This is a genomic window from Marinovum sp. J2-8, from assembly GCF_055808435.1.
In genome coordinates this window covers 691,803-709,705 of the sequence record NZ_JBVVRZ010000001.1, presented here as the reverse complement: position 1 = coordinate 709,705, position 17,903 = coordinate 691,803, and the positions used below count along the sequence as shown (strand labels likewise).

Genomic DNA, 17,903 nt, shown 5'->3' with positions numbered 1-17,903 from the left:
CGGAAAATGCCATTCCCAGACGCGGACCACGCCAGAGATGGCCCGCAAGGGTTCCATCCAAGCAACTGATGCAAAATCTGTTTGTCGGATGGATTGCGAAATCAAGGACGATGCTGTCATGGTCAAAACAACCAGTCACCAAGAGGTTTGAGCGCGTGTTGCCAGCCAGATCGTCACCGAAACCGACTTAAATCATCCTCTTTGGAACAAGACATGTGCACAGCCATGCCTTGGACGGTTTGTTGCGTGACCGGGTGAAGGACAGCCATGACTAACGAGATCCGGAAAACCCTGAACCGCCATCTCTGGCGCGCCGTCACCTTGGCCGCCTTGTTCGGTTTTGGCGCCCTGCTCCTGTTGCCCGCCGCCCGCGCGAGCCTCGACACCGGCGTCATTTCCAGCGCCTTGCTGCCCTTCGCGGCCTTGGTCGGCGGAACGCTCTGCGCCGCATACTGGGCGATACATGTGCGCAGGCGGCAAATACGGCATCGCACTCTGGCAAACGCATTGCACAGCTTGCAGCAGGAAACCGACCCCGATGTCATTCTTGCGGGGCTTCGCAACCTGCCTGAGCTGGACCACCACCCGCTTTTCGGGCCGTTGATCCACCATCACCGCCCCGCGATTGAAGCGCAGCTGGAGCGGGCCAAAGAGGCGCAAACCAAAAGACGGCGTGGCGAAGCCCTGAAAGACCAATTTGCCAAAATGCGCAAAAGAGCCTTGTCGCGGATCGCGGCATCCAGGGCCGCGCATCCCAAATTGTCCGCGCGGGATGCGGCTGTGCAGAACCTGAAATACGTCAAGGCGCGCAGAAGGCAGCTGGAACTTGATGTCGAGGAAATCCTCAAGGATGCGTCCTGGTGGCAGAAACTGAACTACGATTATCCCGACTATCGCAAAATGGATCGTGATATCGAAAAGCTGGAAGTGGATGTGCGGTATTTCCTTGCAAGCAATGCCGCTGCAATCAAGACAGCAGAAGCCCAATTCGACAGCGCCAAGGCCCGCGCCGAGGAACGATTGGCCACCTCTCAGGCCCGCGCGGCCCTTGCCATCCCCGAGGCACGCAATGTTCCGTTTGACGATGACGCCCTGGCCCAGCATGCGCTCATGCTCGGCGCGCTATCGCTGCCGGTGTCCGCCTGGAATGATGTCGCGCAGGCCAACGCGGTCTTTGACGCGCTGCGTTCGGTGAATGGCAATTATGCCGGGCTGACGGATTTCGAAATTTGGCTGCAATGTCTGACCATGCCCAGCGAAAGTCTGGTCGGCCTGACTGCGCTGACAAAGGGTGCGCTGTTCGAAAGCCATGTCGCCGATGCCACCGGCGGCGCCCTGCACGCCCATTTCAACACGCCCGATACCGATATCGTTGTCGACGGCGTGGCATATCAGATCAAGGCAACCGACAGCGTGGCTTATATCGAAAGCGTGGATCCGGCGATCCCCGTGATCGCAACAAGTGAGGTCGCCGAAGCAACGGGCGCAATTGATGGCGGGATCAGCAATGTAGAGCTGGATACCGCCGCCTCTCTGGCCCTTGGCGGGACTGTCATCGACGTTGCCGATGCGGGCGCAGACGCGGTCCTGAGCGGGCTGGGTGGTCTTGGCATCCTCGCCTCTTTGCGCGGCATCAACCACGCCATCGACCAACATCGCGCAGGCATGGACAAGGCAGAGGCCATCGAAGAGGGCATTGGCGTTGCCATCACCGGATCGCTCAAGGCGACCGTTGATCTGGCAGAAATGGGATACAAGGTCGCCACCTCACGCCCGAGCCGGTTTGTCGGCAGACAGCTCAAGAAAGTTGTTGATCGCATCGATGCGGACCCAGATGACGAACCCGTGACAGCCGGGCGTCCAAAGCGGCAGTGATCCTGACGATATGTTACGCGCGCCTCCCGAATCCGTGACGATCAAGAGCTTCGCATGAGTGTGGGATGGCCCGCCGCCACAAGACGCCTGCCCACGCCCGGCGCTTTGGCAAACTCAATCTTCCCAAACACCCCGCCCCCCAGGCGCATGCCTGCGCTACGTCAGAATGATGTTTCCAACGGCTGTGCCGACGCCCTCACGGCTGCTGCACAAATGTTCGAACTGGGTTTGCGGAAATCAGGCATGCAATAGGACACATCCCTAACGGCCGACGTCTGTAGAGCAATTGCCTGGGATGGTTTTAGTGGTGCACCTGAAGCGAGAAACTTCGAACTCATTGTTCCTTATACTTATGCGTTGGGAAAACTGTATCAGCGGAACAATGAACTGGGAGGACAGCCTACCGGCACGGAACTGGTAACTCGCAAATCTCCCAGAGCTCCGCCTGTTAACCGATCTAACAACAGGCGGAGAAGTATTCGTCGGCAAGCAGACCACGCATTGAACAACCTCAGGAAAAGTGGGCGGGAAAAAGACATTCGGTGCGGGCGCAAAATTTCGAGTTCACTTCCGCGATAGCGGACATTCTGGCGGGTTAGGTGTGCTGCTGTCTGGTCTCACTAGCAAGTCCCGTAACTTGTTCATAGCAAACTGCTTTCCCCTCCAAGTGTGTTCGGACTTATTTCGTCAAATTCTAACGGATGCGCAATCGTCCCCCCCGCAACTGCCTACGGCTACTCAAGAACTGAATTCCAGTTACAATCGTCTTGCTCGAATCAGGCTCGTGCGACGTAAGCGTCGGACAAGGTCCGGTTGAAAGAGCGCTTTTGGGCAGTTGTGGTTGCAGGAGAACTAGATGGAGCTAATGAGCCAACCCTTCTCAGGGCAGCTCGGGGACCGACTGATCGAGTTGCTGTGCTCCGCCGATTATCACACGCTGAACATAGCAGTGGCCTTCGCAAAGAATAGCGGTGTGCTCAGGATTAAGGATTTGCTCGCGCAATTCAGGGGGCGGGGAGGAACCGTAAATGTTCACGTCGGGGTGGACCTTGGTGGAACCTCCTACGAAGCGCTAACGGCTTTGCTACTTCATACAGACTTATTGAATGTGGTTCACTCTGAACGGAGCCAAACTTTTCACTCGAAGATTTATCAGTTTACCGGTGAGAACAATGGGCTTTTGGTTGTTGGATCACATAATCTGACCGGCGGTGGTTTGTGGACGAACTTTGAGAGCTCGGTACACATCCCTATCGATGGGGAAGGTGCTGGTGAAGCCAAGATTTTGAAAGAGGTAGGCGTCTATTTCAATGAACTGGCCGCTCTAGAAGCTTCGTTCATGCCGATCACATCCCAAGACGAGGTCGATAGGCTATTAAGCGAAGGTTATGTGGATAAGGAAGTCGCTGATCGTGTCAGACGGGCAAGCGCAGCGAAAAAGGATGGATCGAAGAAACGTTTGTTTGGGACAGGTACCCCAGCAAAACTGCCGCGTCTAACTCCTGTTGAAGAAGAGCTCCCGACACCGGCTGATCCCACGCCTACCGAAACAGCAGCAATTGAAGTGGAGGATTTGGACCAAACGATATGGTTTGAAACACGAGCAATGACCGGAGGATCGCGAAATATTCTTGACCTGTCAAAGAGATCGTTGATTGAGAGCGGTGATCCCTCGGGTACGCCGTTTGATTTGGGCGAAGCGAATTTCATGCGCGGTGGTGTAGAGTTTTTCGGCCTAAGTCCAACTGCCACGGATCAAATCGCGAATATAACGATCAATTTCGAAGGCAAAGACTACTTCGGCAACACAATTCTGTACCCCGAAGGGAGTAACGCGAACGGTACATGGCGACTTCAAATTAAAGGAGTAAATTCGTCTGATCAAAAAATCACGGATGCTTTTAGGGATGAGGGGGAGACGCACTATTTGGTGCGAAAGGTGATTACCTTCACAAAGGTGCAGGATGACTACTTCTACATGTCGGTTTTTCCAGAATTGCACTTGAGGAATTCAAAGAGGCTTCAAAAATTTTGGCAAGAAATGGCGGTAGCCGGAATGCCAAGTTTCTGGGTCTGCTTTAGAAGCGGCACAGCCATTCTTGGTGTTTGCCCTTCCGAACGCCACTGATACCGCCCTTTGCTCCGCCAAATGTCAATAACAATGCTTCGTCATTTAAGGGAACCCCCTCGGACACGAACAGCGGTGCAAGGTTGGTGCGGCGGAAACGGTCAATAAAAGACGGCAAATCGAAGCTAAACCCATATCCTGTTGTACTCTGGTACGGTGGGTCCACATAAACAACCGCATCGCTCGGTAGGCTGTCGTCGAGCACGGTCATGATGTCCACGTTGAGGCATGTCACCCCCCGCATCCCCTCTGCCAAGACTTCAATTCGTCGGCGGAGCTCATCTGGTGATGGCTGCATGGGATTGGCGGGGCTGCGGCGTATGCTTGTGGCAGTTGGTTCCCAGTAGCTCCTAAAACAAGCATTCGCCCAACTGTCGTCTCTTCGCCAGATTTGTTTTCCGCCAAAGGAACAGGCTTGGAGAATTGGATATAGTTCCGCTTCGTATTCTCCCACGGGAAGAGACGAAATCGCCGTCACATGGGATTGGATATCGCGCTTGTTGTCTGGCAGCTCGGCAAGGTACTGATCGAAAATTTGCATATTGAAGGTGCCTGAGCCGATAGCCGACCAAAAACACCCCCAAGAGCTTAAGTCGAGCATCAAGATCCTAGACGGATCTATTCCTCGATTAACTAGTTCGATCGACACCGCGCCAGAACCGCAGCATAAATCATAGAACCGTGAATTCGAGCTTGGTGCGGCTTCAAGAAGTTGATCAACCATTTGAGCAGCTACGCGCTGCTTGCCCCCCTGATAAGCGCAGGGCACACGCAAATGACGGCTCATATGGGTTTCCTGCGGATCAGGACGCGCGCGTAGACGCGCTTGCCGTTGATAATGCCGACACCGCCTCTGTCTTCGGGATGAGCTCGGTAACTTACCTGTGAGAGAACATTCGAACAAACATTGCTTCGCGCGTTGCCGTTGGCAAGCATCACTATTTCGAACTGGTCCGGACTGTATTTGTCGAGGAACGTAATTGGTACACCCATGACTCCGCTGTAGTCGGCTGGAATGTCCTGAGTGCGCCCAACGTTGATTGCATTGTAATTTTCATAGTGCGGATAATCGTCAGGCGTATAGCTACGTGTCAAAGCCAGAGGTTTATGTCGCTGGCTAGTTTCCAGATTGGTAAACCAGCGCACGCCTTTCACGCGAATGAAACGCCGACCGCTTTCATCTATGCCGCAGCTAGCAGCATTCAAGGGGTAGTTGTCAGGTACATGAAATTTACGGTCTCCCGAACGGATCGTCTCACCATACCAGACTCTATTGTCCTGAAAGAGAGGGAAGACTTCCTTTGTCGTTGTAGCATTCATGTTGCCAAGAATGATGAAGTCTTTTTCATAGTTTACGAGCTGAGTGATGAATTCCCGGAACAGACTAAACGGCGGATTGTGGACACTATATCCACATCCTTGAGCAGGTCTCGGCACTCGTTTGACCGAAAATCGCCATCTCCTTCAAGACGTTCGAGCGAGTTGCCTGGCATCGCAAACAAAGGCTCTAGGTCCAGTGATCCGTCTGGCCTCACCAAGGACGTATCGGGTACTTCTGTTACGACCGACTTGTAAGCTCCTGTCATTCCTTCGAGTGGGTACTCCCGCCCTGCAATGGACGATTCATCATAGCAGGTCGTTACCAACCCCTTTAGCTGAAGTCTGTCAAAATGAAGAACAAAAAAGCGGAAGAAGGCCGACTCAAAAGGATCGTCGCAGTTGCAGAAAATTGTTTTTCCCTTGAGGCGCTCTTGATGCTTCACCATCTCCTTCGCGACATCTTCATACTGCGTATAGAACTCGTCCTTCTTCACTAGAAAGGCATGGTTTAGCGTCACGTTTCCAGATGCCGAATTAGCTCTTGAACTTCGGGTCTTGATATCAAATGGCATGGTACCCTCGCGTATCACTGCTTTCAGAAACGTGTTGATTGCGGCGGACATACTGAGGCCGATCTCGTCGAAAACCTCGCCAGCGCGTTTTTTGACTTCTGGGTCAATGCGAATTGTTGTCGTGGGTTTCGTTGACATTTCGTTTATCCAAAACTGGCATACATTGTAGCACGCATTTTCTTGAGCTACAATGTAGCACAGGGAGTTTTTGGCACTGGGACGATGCTAAGCGAGTAAGACTTGTAGGCTATGAGGCTCCTTTGAGTTCCCTGTAATTTCAACGCCTCAATTGAACCGAAGACAACCAAGACCGGCCTCCGGCCGCAACGGCAGATCAAGTAGGCTGGTCACATTGCGGTACAGGGCCATCGGTAGAAATACCCTGCAGACTTCCTGTTCGCGGTCAGTTTGATTCTGCACCTGCAGTGACGGGCCGGTTCGATGGATCGCAACACAAGCATACGACACACTAAGTGAAAGGCTGCTTTGGGCCGCGAGCGTTCATGCCTTCCATGCTGTAAATTGGGCTTGTCACCGATTGCCGCTCTCTTGGACACCTTGATGGGCACAACAACCGGGTATCCCTGACGAAGTGTTGGCATCACATTTACGGTCGGTTGAAGGGTTGTCGGATTAGAATGTGAAGGCGCATTAGCGGACCTGCCCGTCACTCTAGTCGCCAACTTGAACCGCGAATTGGTTCGAACCTTGTTCGAACCAAATACACTTCAATCGCCCACTCCAATTTTAGAGTGTCAGGTAATTGTAGCAAGCCCTCTACGCTTGGGTGCACGACCGTTTCCCAGTCTACTATCCTTGAATTTTGGGCACTTACCCCTCGTTGCGCGCCACATCCACCTTGCAATTGTTAAAAAAAATAACAATAAAATCAATTGGTTGACGACCTTTTCCGCTTCGGGCAGCATTCGAGTAGAAGCCAATATCCTAGCGGCTTCAATACTGAGAGAAGGATCAAACCATGCAAACTGAAAGCCCAAAGTCCCCGCAGGCAGACACGCCCGAGTCAGTACTGGAACAGCCCTTGCAGTCTGAAATCAGCGACAAAAAAAAATCGCAAAACGTAACCGAGAGTGATGCTGCCATCCGGCGCATCATGGAGGCTTTTGTCGAAGTTGGTTTTGGAGCTTCGGCGGTGCAGCACGCTCGGATCGCCGCCAACAAGAACCGCAGCCTCGCAACGCTCGCAGCAGGGTTTTGCCGTGATGCAGCGTAGCCTCGACTTCGTTTGGTGCAGTTCCAAGTTCAGTCATCGACATATCAATGACTTCTTGGTCCGCAGTCCAACTGCTTTAGCGCAGGCATTGCGGATGTTCACGAAGACATTGCCAGTGACCGAGCACCGAAAATGGGTGGAACATCCTATTTTCAAAAGACCATCGGATCGCGCTCAGCGAACCTTCGATTACATCGTCAGCAATCCGCCGTTTGGCCCCCAACCCGAGAGGACCGAAAATGATCATCAAGCCTCCCTCCAACCCGACAAAGAAACAGTGCATTCTGTACCTTCGCGTTTCCTCTGCACAGCAAACAAGCGATGGCGCAGGCCTGTCTAGCCAAGAGCGCAGGTGCCGCGACTACGCCGAACTTAGCGGCTATCAAGTTGCAGAAATCTTCACGGATGCCATCTCGGGTCGGCATGCTGACCGTCCGGGAATGAACGAACTGCTCGCATTTCTCCGTGCGGAGCAAACCAAACCTTACATTGTAGTTTTGGATGACATCACGCGCTTTGCGCGTGATGTTTCGACCCACGCGACACTGCGCGATAAAATCACTGCGTGTGGGGCCACGATTGAAAGCCCCACGAAAGAAATTCAGTAAAGTTGCGGCATCGCGTTTTCTGAATCACATCTCGCCTCCTAAACAAGCATAGCCGAATATCCGTTGCCGACACCGGAAACGGTAGTCGAATGGCTTTTGCTTTGCACACCGCCTGCAAGCGGTCGTTTCAAAGAAGCGATTTACCAGCGCGCGAAAACGCATCGCCTTTGCTTTGAGAAATCTCTCATCTGCCCCCCAAAAAAATGAAAGGATCGACATGATCGTCCCTCCCTCCAACCCGAAGAAGAAGCGGTGCATCGTGTACATTCGCGTATCGTCCGTAAAGCAAACGAGCGATGGCGCAGGACTATCAAGCTGACCTGCCCCCCGCGAAATCCCTCACCGTAATGTAGAGTTTGCGCCAACTCTGAAGGAGCAGACAGATGCGAAAGAGTTGTTTCACCGAGGCGCAGATCATCGGTATGATCAAAGAACAGGAAGCAGGGATGCCGACAGCGGAGGTGTGTCGCAGGCACGGGCTGAGCACGGCGACTTTCTACAAGTTGAAGGCCAAGTATGGCGGGATGGAAGTTTCTGAGGCCGCCAGGCTGAAGGCGCTCGAAGACGAGAACGCCAAGCTCAAGCGCCTGCTGGCCGATACCATGCTCGACAACGTCGTGCTGAAAGACTTGCTGGGAAAGAATTGACGACATTGACCAAGCGGCGAGACGCGGCGCTTCGGGCGATGCGGGATCATGACATCTCGCAGCGCCGGGCCTGCAGGCTTGTCGGTGTCGATCCCAAAACAGTCCGGCGAGAACGCCCACCGGACTGTACCGAGATCCGCAAGGAGATGCAGGACATCGCTGCCAAGCGGCGCAGGTTCGGTTACCGCCGGATCGGCGTGCTGCTGGAGCGCAAGGGCATGACCATGAACCACAAGAAGCTCTACAGGGTCTATCGCGAAGAAGGGCTGTCCGTGAAGCGGCGGCGCGGCCGGAAACGGGCGCGTGGCACCAGGGTGCCGATGCCAGTTGCGGCGTATCCCAATGCTCGTTGGTCGTTGGACTTCGTATCCGACAGCTTCGGCGCCTCGCGGAAGTTCCGGATGCTGGCAGTGATCGATGACTGCACTCGGGAATGCCTGTGCCTTATCGCGGACACCAGCCTCTCCGGCGCAAGGGTCGCCCGGGAGCTCAGCGCTCTGATCCGGCTTTACGGAAAGCCCGGCTGCATTGTCAGCGATAATGGAACTGAGTTCACCAGTCGGGCCATCCTGAAATGGGCCGACGAGAACGAGGTGCCGTGGCACTACATCGATCCGGGCAAGCCGCAGCAGAACGCGTTCATCGAGAGCTTCAACGGCAGTCTCAGGGATGAGCTACTGAACGAGGAGATCTTCGACAGCCTGGATGATGCGCGGCGCAAGCTGGCCCTATGGCGTTACGACTATAACACGGTCAGGCCACACTCGTCCTTGGGCAACCAAACGCCGCTGCAAGCGCGCCGTGCGCTTGAGCAATTTGAAAACTCCGCGCCCGGCGCGCTTGCGTCAGACGCGGAAGCCGAATACCCAGATTCAACCTGCAAACTCTCATTATGAATGAGGGACCAGCAGGGGGCAGGTCAAAGCCAAGAACGCACTTGTCGCGACTATGCCGAACGCAAAGGATATGAAGTTGTTGAGGTCTTCAGTGATGTCATCTCGGGGCGGCTTTCTGACCGGCCCGGCATGAACCAACTTCTCGCGTTTCTCCGTGCAGCGGGTGACGAGCCATTCATCGTGGTTGTGGAAGACATTGCTCGGTTTGCACGTGATGTATCAGCACACGCCACGCTTCGCGACAAGATCACTGCCAGCGGCGCGAAAATTGAAAGCCCAAATCAAAAATTTGGCGAGGATGCGGGAGGCCGCTTCGTCGAGATCATCATGGCCGCAGTAGCGGAGCACGACCGGACCAGCAACGCCGAACGGACGCAACGGCGCTCGCTGGCGCGCCTCAAGAACGGTTATTGGTTCTTTAGCGCCCCATATGGTTACACGCTCGAGAAAGCCCCCGGAGGGGGCAAAATGTTGATGTTGCGCGAGCCTCTCGCAAGTATCGTCAAAGAAGCATTGGAGGGTTTTGCCTCGGGTCGTTTCCAGACGCAGGTTGAGGTCAAGCGATTTTTGGATTCGAAACCTGAATTTCCCAAGAGTTATCGCGGCACAGAGGTCCACTTCGACAAAGTCAAAAATATGCTGACCAACGTGCTTTATGCTGGCTACGTCGAGTACCCCAAATGGGGTATTGCGCTCACGCAGGCAAAACATGAGCCTCTCATTTCGTTCTCAACGTATCAGATCAATCAGGAGCGTCTAAAGGAGCGTAAGATCGCACCCGCGCGGAAGAACATCGCAGACGACTTTCCACTCCGGAACTTCCTCGTATGTGAGGTTTGTGGCTACTCCGTTACGGCCTGTTGGTCGAAGAGTTATACCGGGAAACGCTACCCTTACTATCTTTGCAGCCACAAAGGGTGCTCGGAAAAGGGCAAGTCGATGCGTCGAGACGACATTGAAACGCAGTTTGCAGAGTATTTGAAAACCCTGACCCCGGTTCGAACCACGCTCGAACTCGCCGAACGCACGTTCCGGGCCGCGTGGGAAGAACGCAGCAATTCGGCCTCCGACGAAACGAAGCGCCTCAAGGCCAAGGTCCGGCAACTAGACCGAGACGTCGAGAACCTCCTTGAGCGTTTGGTTCAGGTCGAAAGCAATACCAAGTTGATCGCTGCATACGAACGTCGCATCTCGGAGCTTGAGCAGGAAAAGGCGATTTTGCGGGACGCTATGGCTGAAATCGCCAGTCCCGCGCATCCGTTCGATGAAATGTTCGAACTTTCGATGCGCTTCCTCGCAAACCCTTATCACGTATGGGAAAAAGGCGACCTGGAAGTGCGCCGTACCGTGCTGCGACTGGTATTTTCGCAACCTTTACCCGTCAGCCGAAAAAACGGTGTTCGAACCGCAGAAACCACTTATCCTTTCAAGGTGTTACGGCACCTTGGAGGGATGAAATCTGAAGTGGTGCGGGCGGTGGGACTCGAACCCACACGGGCACAAGGCCCAACAGATTTTAAGTCTGGTATGTCTACCATTCCATCACGCCCGCATCTGGCGTTGGTCTTCAGTTTTCGGTTTCGGGCCAGATTTCAGGCCTGAAAACCAATCATCCAATCGCAACTCCTTGTTTTGTATGCATTATATCGCATGCATTCAAGGGTTTTGAAACTCTTGTGTTGACCGGCCCACCGCGCCATCATTTCGGCACGCGGGTCAGCGCCGCGACCATAAGACGCTCGTCCCGGCGAGAAAACAGCAAAATTGCGTCAGAGATCGGTTTCCTCGGCCTCGGGCGATAATTGCGCCAGAAAACGGCGTTCCGGCAACCATGGATTCAGCTCAAGCGCGCGAAGCAGGTCGCGCCGCGCCGCATCGTTTTGCCCCAAGGCCATCAGGGTCAGCGCCCGGCCAGACAAGGCACCGACATGGCGGGGTGACAGCGCGATCACGCGGTCCAGATCGACCAATGCGGCCGCATAGTCGCGCTGAATGAACCGTATAAAACCGCGCTGGTTGTAGCCTTCGGCATAGTCGGGGCAATGGTCGATCAGGATTTCAAAATCCCGCAACGCGCCCAGAAAATCCTGTGCGCCCCGTTTGCGCAGCCCCCGGTCAAGAATTTCCTGCGCCTGCTGATCCGGCGCATCGGCCCACAGGTTCCACATCTGATTGACCACGACCTGGGCCGCGCCTTCGTTCGGGGCGGCCTGTACCTGGGCAAAAAGCCGGTCAAACCGCGCGGAATGATCGGCTGCTTCGGGGCAGCTCTCTGCAGCGGCAGACCCGGCGAGCGAGATCATCGACCAAAGCGCCGATTGAAACAAAAACAAACGTACCATACCCTATCGTGTCAGGTTTCGCCGCCCGATCAAGTCACATCGCCGAGACCGCTTTCCTTGATTGCCTGCATCGCCACATAGGTCGATGTGCTGGCCAAATGCGGCAGGGTCGAGATTTTTTCCGCCAAAACCAGCCGATAGGCGCGCATGTTGGTGGTGCGCACTTTCATCAGATAGTCGAAATTGCCGGCAATCAGGTGGCATTGCTCGATTTCCGGAATCTTCGCCACCGCCGCAGCAAAGGCCGCCAGCGCGGCTTCGCGTGTATCGGCCAGGCGCACCTCGACAAAGGCAACATGATCCAGACCCAGCCGGATCGGGTCCAACATGGCGCGATACCCCCGGATGACCCCCGCCTCTTCCAGCCGCCGCACCCGTATCTGGGTCGGCGATTTTGACAGGCCAATGCGCTTGGCCAACTCGGTTACGGAAATGCGCCCGTCTTCGGCCAGGACCGCGATAATGGCCCGGTCAAAGCTATCTAGTTCGAATTGATCCGATTGCACTGAAATGCCCCACAAATTCGGTTCGTTACAGATGAATTCTGGCAGAGAACGGGAAAATTGGCCAGTCGCTTCCCGATATACTGGGCAAAACGAAACCTCGGGGATTCCCATGACCGCCACTGACCTCGCAACGCTGCGCGCCCGCATTGATGACCTGACCTATGCTGATGAGGCCGCCAACCTGGCGGGTCTTGTCGAAAAGGCTGACCTGTCCCCCGAAGATCGTGCGCGCATCAGCGGTGCCGCGGCGGGCCTGGTCAGACGCATTCGCGATACCTCTGATCCCGGCCTGATGGAGGTTTTTCTGGCCGAATATGGCCTGTCCACCGACGAGGGCGTGGCCCTGATGTGTTTGGCCGAGGCCTTGTTGCGCGTGCCGGACCCGGAAACCATCGACGCCCTGATCGAGGATAAGATCGCGCCCTCCGACTGGGGTCGTCACATGGGGCATTCGACATCGCCGCTGGTCAATGCCTCGACCTGGGCGTTGATGTTGACCGGCCGTGTGCTGCGTGAAGAATCCGAACCCGGCCCGGTTGGCCATCTGCGGGCGGCCGTCAAACGTCTGGGCGAACCGGTGATCCGCACCGCCGTGGGCCGCGCTATGAAGGAAATGGGCCGCCAGTTCGTTCTGGGCGAGGACATCAAAGCCGCGATGAAACGCGCCGCCGGGATGGAAAAGAAGGGCTATACCTATTCCTATGACATGCTGGGCGAAGCGGCCCGCACCGATGCGGATGCCATGCGCTATCACGCCGCCTATGGCCGTGCGATCGAGGCGATTGCCAATGGCTGTACCCATGGAGATGTGCGCAAGAACCCCGGCATCTCGGTCAAACTTTCGGCGCTGCATCCCCGGTATGAAGAGGCGCAAAAAGACCGGGTCATGGCCGAGTTGTACCCGCGCCTGCGTGATCTGGCGCTGATGGCACGGTCCCGCAAAATGGGGCTGAACATCGACGCAGAAGAGGCGGACCGCCTGTCAATTTCCATTGATCTGATCGAGCGCCTGATGCGCGATCCCGGGCTTGTCGGCTGGGACGGGCTTGGCGTGGTGGTTCAGGCGTTCGGCCATCGTTGCGGTGCGGTTCTGGACTATCTGCACGCGCTGGCCGTGGAAACAGACCGTCACATCATGGTGCGGCTGGTCAAAGGCGCCTATTGGGATACCGAAATCAAATTGGCCCAGGTCGAGGGGCTGGAAAGCTTTCCGGTCTTCACCTCGAAACCCGCCACCGATGTCAGCTATATTGCCAATGCCCGGCGGTTGCTGAACATGACGGATCGGATTTATCCACAGTTCGCAACGCATAACGCCCATACAGTGGCGGCGATCCTCGACATGGCTGGGGATAAAAAAGACGCGTTTGAATTCCAGCGTTTGCACGGCATGGGTGAAGCGATGCACAACATTGTGCTTGGGGATAACGCCACCCGCTGCCGGATTTATGCACCGGTCGGCGCGCACCGCGATTTGCTGGCCTATCTGGTGCGGCGGCTGTTGGAAAACGGCGCGAACTCGTCTTTCGTAAACCAGATTGTGGATAAGGACGTGCCCGCCGAGGTCGTGGCGCGTGACCCGTTTGAGGCGATCCATGACAAAGCGCCCCACCTGCCCAAAGGCCCGGAATTGTATCAGCCAGAGCGGGTGAATTCGCGCGGTTGGGATCTGGCGCATCGCCCGACATTGACAGCGATTGATGCCGCACGCGCGCCGTTCAATGATCACAAATGGACCGGCAGGCCGCTTATGGCTGCGGACACAACGCCAGAGGCCGCCCAGAATATCGTAAACCCGGCCGATGCTGCCGACACGGTTGGCACGACCCAATTTGCCAGCGCGGCGGATTGCGACGCGGCGCTGGCGGCCGCAACAGCATGGGACGTGCCCGCAGCCGAGCGCGCCACCATCCTGGCCAAGGCGGCGGACCTTTACGAAGAAAACTATGGCGAATTGTTTGCCCTGTTGGCGCGTGAGGCGGGGAAAACCCTGCCGGATGCGGTGGCGGAGCTGCGCGAAGCGGTGGATTTCCTGCGCTATTACGCCGCCAACGCCCCAGAAACCGCGCCGGTTGGCACCTTTACCTGCATTTCGCCCTGGAACTTCCCCTTGGCGATTTTCACCGGCCAGGTTTCCGCCGCCCTCGCGGCAGGCAATGCCGTTTTGGCGAAACCCGCCGAGCAGACACCGCTGATCGCGACCCGCGCCGTGGAATTGCTGCATCAGGCTGGCGTGCCACGTGCGGTGTTGCAATGCCTGCCCGGCGCTGGCGCGGTTGGCGCGGCGCTGACGTCGGATGCCCGCGTCGGTGGCGTGGCCTTTACCGGATCCACCGAAACCGCCAAGATCATTCGCCGTGCGATGGCGAGACACATGGCCCCCGGCGCGCCGTTCCTGGCCGAAACCGGTGGGTTGAACGCTATGATCGTCGACAGCACCGCCCTACCGGAACAGGCGGTTGCGGCGATTGTCGAAAGCGCGTTCCAATCGGCGGGCCAACGCTGTTCCGCGCTGCGTTGCCTTTATGTGCAAAGCGACATTGCCCCGCATTTCACCGAGATGTTGATGGGCGCGATGGAGACGTTGCGCCCCGGTGCACCGTGGGACATTTCGACCGACCTTGGTCCGGTGATCGACGCCGAAGCCCAGTCCGGCATTGCCGACTACATCGCCAAAGCGCGGATCGAGGGGCGCGTGGTCAAGGAAACCAGCGTGCCCAAATCGGGCCACTTCATCGCCCCGACCCTGATCCGGGTCAAAGGCATCAACGATATGACGCGCGAGATTTTCGGCCCCGTCCTGCATATCGCGACCTTTGACGCCGACCAGCTTGACGATGTGATCGACGCCATCAACGCCACCGGATACGGGCTGACATTTGGTCTGCAAACCCGGATTGACGATCGGGTGCAGCATGTCTCGGAGCGGGTGCATGCCGGGAATATCTATGTGAACCGCAACCAGATCGGTGCAATCGTCGGCAGCCAACCCTTTGGCGGCGAGGGGCTTTCGGGTACGGGACCAAAGGCAGGCGGGCCGAATTATCTGGCGCGGTTTGGTCAGCATCGCGTTGACACGGTCACAGACGCCCCCGGCGCGCCGGTCGATCCCGCCGCTCTGCAAGAGGCGCTGAATGCCCGTATCGCCCCTGCCCCGCTGGCGCCATTGTCGCTGCCGGGCCCGACGGGGGAATCCAACCGGTTGACCACCCTGTCCCGCCCGCCGGTCCTGTGTCTTGGGCCGGGCGACGCCGCCGCGCAGGCACAAAAGGACGCGGTCGAAGCCCAGGGCGGCATGGGCCTGCGGGTGGCCGGCGCGTTAGAGCCTTCGGCGCTGACAACGCTGGACAATTTCTCTGGCGCGATCTGGTGGGGCGACGCGGCGACCGCGCGCGCATTGACCACGGCGCTGGCGGAACGTGATGGCCCGATCCTGCCACTGATCACCGGCGTGCCGGATCGCGGTCACGTCACCCATGAACGCCACGTCTGTGTCGATACCACCGCCTCTGGCGGGAATGCGGCGCTTTTGTCGGGAATGTCTTGACCTTGGGCGGGAAAGTGGAAACTTTCCCGCCATGTTTCCAATCCGCGATCATAATCCGTCCGGGCGCCGACCCTATATCACCTATGTGTTGATGGCGGTGAATATCGCCGTCTTCCTGATTTCCACCGCCGAATTGGGCACAGACCGCGAAATGGCCCTGTTTTATTGGGATTATGCGCTCTTGCCCGGTCGGATCAGTGCCGGCGAGGGCTATCTCGGGCTGTTGACCTCTATGTTCCTGCATGGCGGGTTCATGCATTTGGCCTGCAACATGCTGTTCCTCTACATCTTTGGTGACAACATCGAAGATGAAATGGGCCAGCTGCCCTATTTGGTATTTTACCTCGGCTGCGGGTTGGCAGCGTCCTTGTTGCAATATGCCGCTGCGCCCAATTCGATGATCCCCGTGATCGGGGCCTCTGGTGCCATTGCGGGCGTCATGGGCGGATATCTGTTGCTTTTCCCCAAGGCCAAGGTCGATATCCTGTTGATCCTGATCGTATTTTTCCGGGTTTTCCCGGTGCCAGGCCTGGATCATGCTGGGATTGTGGTTTGCCTTGCAATTGTTCGGCGGCTTTGGCACGCCCAGCGATCAGGGCGGCGTCGCCTATTGGGCCCATGCCGGTGGTTTCCTGGCCGGTATGGTGTTTACCTTTCCGCTGTGGATGCGGTTGGGGGGCATCGGATTCTGGCGCCGCACCGAAGGCCATCCGCCCCATCCAGACGCGAAATACAATTTGACCCGCACCTCGATCCCGAAAGCGGGAAAAAGACGCCTGTAGTTGCATTTGGTCAACCCTTGCGGGAAATTCGGTGGATAAGCCGGCAAAATTGTTCGATCCCACCGCAAGGACCGCCGACACACGAAGGCCCCGGCCAGGGAAATTCCGACGCAACTTATCCCAAAAACATCCACAAGCACCGGATTGCGCCGCCGCAGGGCGACGCCAATCTTAGCCGGTTCGCGCCTCGTCCAATGCGGCGGGCAAAGCCGCGGCAAAGGCATCCAGCATCTCCGGCGTGCCGGCACTGATCCGGATGCAACGATCCTCTGGCGCAACAAAGGGCATCCGCACAAAGATGCCGCGTGCCATCAACGCCGCCAGAACCCGGCGGGCAAAATCACCGTCCGCGCCACAATCAAGGGTCACGAAATTGGTGGCAGAGGGCAGCGCCACAAGACCGGCCTCCTGCGCAATGGCCGCAATCCGCTTGCGCGCCAGAGCGACCTCCTCCTGTACATGCACCAGCCAATCGCGATCCTGCCAGGCGGCCAGCGCCCCGATCTGTGCGGTGCGGTTCATGCCAAAATGGTTGCGTACCTTTTCATAGGCGGCAATCACGTCCCTATGGCCAATGGCATAGCCAACACGCGCCCCCGCCATGCCAAACCCTTTGGAAAAGGTACGAAACCGAAGCACCGCCGGGTCACTGACATCCAACGGCAGAACGCTGTCCTTAGGCGCGAATTCAACATAGGCCTCATCCAGAACCAACACACATCCATCCGGCAGCGCGGCAATCGTTTCGGCAATACGTGCCGCACCATGCCAGGTGCCCATCGGGTTGTCGGGATTGGCCAGATACACCAGTTTTGCGTCGACCTGTCGTGCCTTGGCAATCAGCGCATCAGGATCCTCGTGATCATCGAGATAAGGCACCTTGTGCAAAGTGCCGCCATAGCCCGCCACATGATAGTTGAATGTCGGATAGGCCCCATCCGAAGTCACCACATGATCACCCGGCCCGACCATCAACCGCACGGTGGAATTAAGCAGCCCGTCAATCCCTGCCCCGACAACGATGTTGTCCGGGTCGACACCCAGATCGCCGGCAATCGCATGGCGCAAATCATGGCTGGTGCTGTCGCCATATTTCCAGATGTCGCCAACCGAGGCCTGCATCGCGGCAATCGCCTTGGGCGATGGGCCAAACACACTCTCGTTTGCGCCCAATCGGGCAACAAACGTGCCACCCCGGTCCCGTTCAAGCTTTTCCGGCCCGACAAAGGGCACAGTTGACGGCAGGGCAGCGACAATTGCGGTGAAACGTGGATCTCTCATGGCGCCGCACTATGACAGAGCGGCAAGCCGATGCAAGCGCGGGAATTGCACGGTTGCAAAGCCGCGAAGGCCGGTTTGCAGAAGAGAAAAAGTCCCGCAACATGCCTGCATTCCGCCGATCACGCCAAATTGGCAAACGGCGCTTGACCCTCGTCGCCGCTTTGC

General features: G+C 56.8%; 11 protein-coding genes, 1 tRNA gene and 3 pseudogenes. 8 read left to right on the top strand and 7 right to left on the bottom strand.

Annotation, left to right across the window (positions count from 1 at the left end; genetic code table 11):
• Window positions 1-267 precede the first annotated feature (267 nt).
• On the top strand, window positions 268-1,875 hold the full coding sequence (locus AC0L4F_RS03535) for a hypothetical protein (protein WP_244685441.1): 1,608 nt from the start codon (window positions 268-270) through the stop codon (window positions 1,873-1,875).
• Between the two features lie 856 nt (window positions 1,876-2,731).
• Window positions 2,732-4,003: a phospholipase D family protein gene (locus tag AC0L4F_RS03530; RefSeq protein WP_244685439.1), complete on the top strand. Its 1,272-nt coding sequence runs from the start codon at window positions 2,732-2,734 to the stop codon at window positions 4,001-4,003.
• Here AC0L4F_RS03530 and AC0L4F_RS03525 read toward each other — a convergent pair.
• Together AC0L4F_RS03525 and AC0L4F_RS03520 are read right to left on the bottom strand one after the other, a co-directional pair.
• Window positions 3,954-4,790, bottom strand: coding sequence for a DNA adenine methylase (locus tag AC0L4F_RS03525; RefSeq protein WP_244685437.1), 837 nt, complete (start codon window positions 4,788-4,790; stop codon window positions 3,954-3,956). The genes AC0L4F_RS03530 and AC0L4F_RS03525 overlap by 50 nt on opposite strands.
• Window positions 4,787-6,033, bottom strand: a pseudogene (locus AC0L4F_RS03520) (type II toxin-antitoxin system RelB/DinJ family antitoxin). Before AC0L4F_RS03520 ends, AC0L4F_RS03525 begins: the two are co-directional and overlap by 4 nt.
• A gap of 841 nt (window positions 6,034-6,874) precedes the next feature.
• Between AC0L4F_RS03520 and AC0L4F_RS03515 the strand changes: the two are divergent.
• From AC0L4F_RS03515 to AC0L4F_RS03500, 4 genes and pseudogenes are all read left to right on the top strand, one after another.
• The gene (locus tag AC0L4F_RS03515) at window positions 6,875-7,129 is read left to right on the top strand and encodes a hypothetical protein (protein ID WP_244685435.1); all 255 of its coding nucleotides are present in this window, start codon (window positions 6,875-6,877) and stop codon (window positions 7,127-7,129) included.
• A gap of 239 nt (window positions 7,130-7,368) precedes the next feature.
• A complete protein-coding gene (locus tag AC0L4F_RS03510; protein ID WP_244685433.1) occupies window positions 7,369-7,737 on the top strand; it encodes a recombinase family protein in 369 nt (122 codons plus the stop codon).
• Window positions 7,738-8,120: 383 nt separating this feature from the next.
• Window positions 8,121-9,280 (top strand): IS3 family transposase gene (locus tag AC0L4F_RS03505; RefSeq protein ID WP_244685431.1). Its coding sequence is split into 2 segments (ribosomal slippage): window positions 8,121-8,370 and window positions 8,370-9,280, totalling 1,161 coding nucleotides; the frame shifts between segments, so codons are not numbered across the junction.
• A pseudogene (locus AC0L4F_RS03500) lies at window positions 9,281-10,249 on the top strand (recombinase family protein); the annotation flags it as partial.
• Window positions 10,250-10,384: 135 nt separating this feature from the next.
• On the opposite strand, the gene AC0L4F_RS03495 reads toward AC0L4F_RS03500, so the two are convergent.
• The 4 genes from AC0L4F_RS03495 to AC0L4F_RS03480 form a co-directional block, all read right to left on the bottom strand.
• Window positions 10,385-10,651: a hypothetical protein gene (locus tag AC0L4F_RS03495; protein ID WP_244685426.1), complete on the bottom strand. Its 267-nt coding sequence runs from the start codon at window positions 10,649-10,651 to the stop codon at window positions 10,385-10,387.
• Between the two features lie 94 nt (window positions 10,652-10,745).
• A tRNA-Leu gene (locus tag AC0L4F_RS03490) sits at window positions 10,746-10,832 on the bottom strand.
• A gap of 217 nt (window positions 10,833-11,049) precedes the next feature.
• Window positions 11,050-11,622: a tetratricopeptide repeat protein gene (locus AC0L4F_RS03485; protein WP_244685403.1), complete on the bottom strand. Its 573-nt coding sequence runs from the start codon at window positions 11,620-11,622 to the stop codon at window positions 11,050-11,052.
• Window positions 11,623-11,651: 29 nt separating this feature from the next.
• Window positions 11,652-12,128, bottom strand: coding sequence for an Lrp/AsnC family transcriptional regulator (locus AC0L4F_RS03480; protein WP_244685400.1), 477 nt, complete (start codon window positions 12,126-12,128; stop codon window positions 11,652-11,654).
• Between the two features lie 109 nt (window positions 12,129-12,237).
• Between AC0L4F_RS03480 and putA the strand changes: the two genes are divergently transcribed.
• Window positions 12,238-15,675 carry a bifunctional proline dehydrogenase/L-glutamate gamma-semialdehyde dehydrogenase PutA gene (gene putA / locus AC0L4F_RS03475; RefSeq protein ID WP_244685398.1) on the top strand — a complete coding sequence of 1,146 codons (3,438 nt, stop codon included), beginning with the start codon at window positions 12,238-12,240 and terminating at the stop codon, window positions 15,673-15,675.
• 31 nt (window positions 15,676-15,706) lie between these two features.
• Window positions 15,707-16,457, top strand: a pseudogene (locus AC0L4F_RS03470) (rhomboid family intramembrane serine protease).
• A gap of 171 nt (window positions 16,458-16,628) precedes the next feature.
• Here AC0L4F_RS03470 and AC0L4F_RS03465 read toward each other — a convergent pair.
• Window positions 16,629-17,738 carry a pyridoxal phosphate-dependent aminotransferase gene (locus AC0L4F_RS03465; RefSeq protein ID WP_244685396.1) on the bottom strand — a complete coding sequence of 370 codons (1,110 nt, stop codon included), beginning with the start codon at window positions 17,736-17,738 and terminating at the stop codon, window positions 16,629-16,631.
• Window positions 17,739-17,903: the final 165 nt, after the last annotated feature.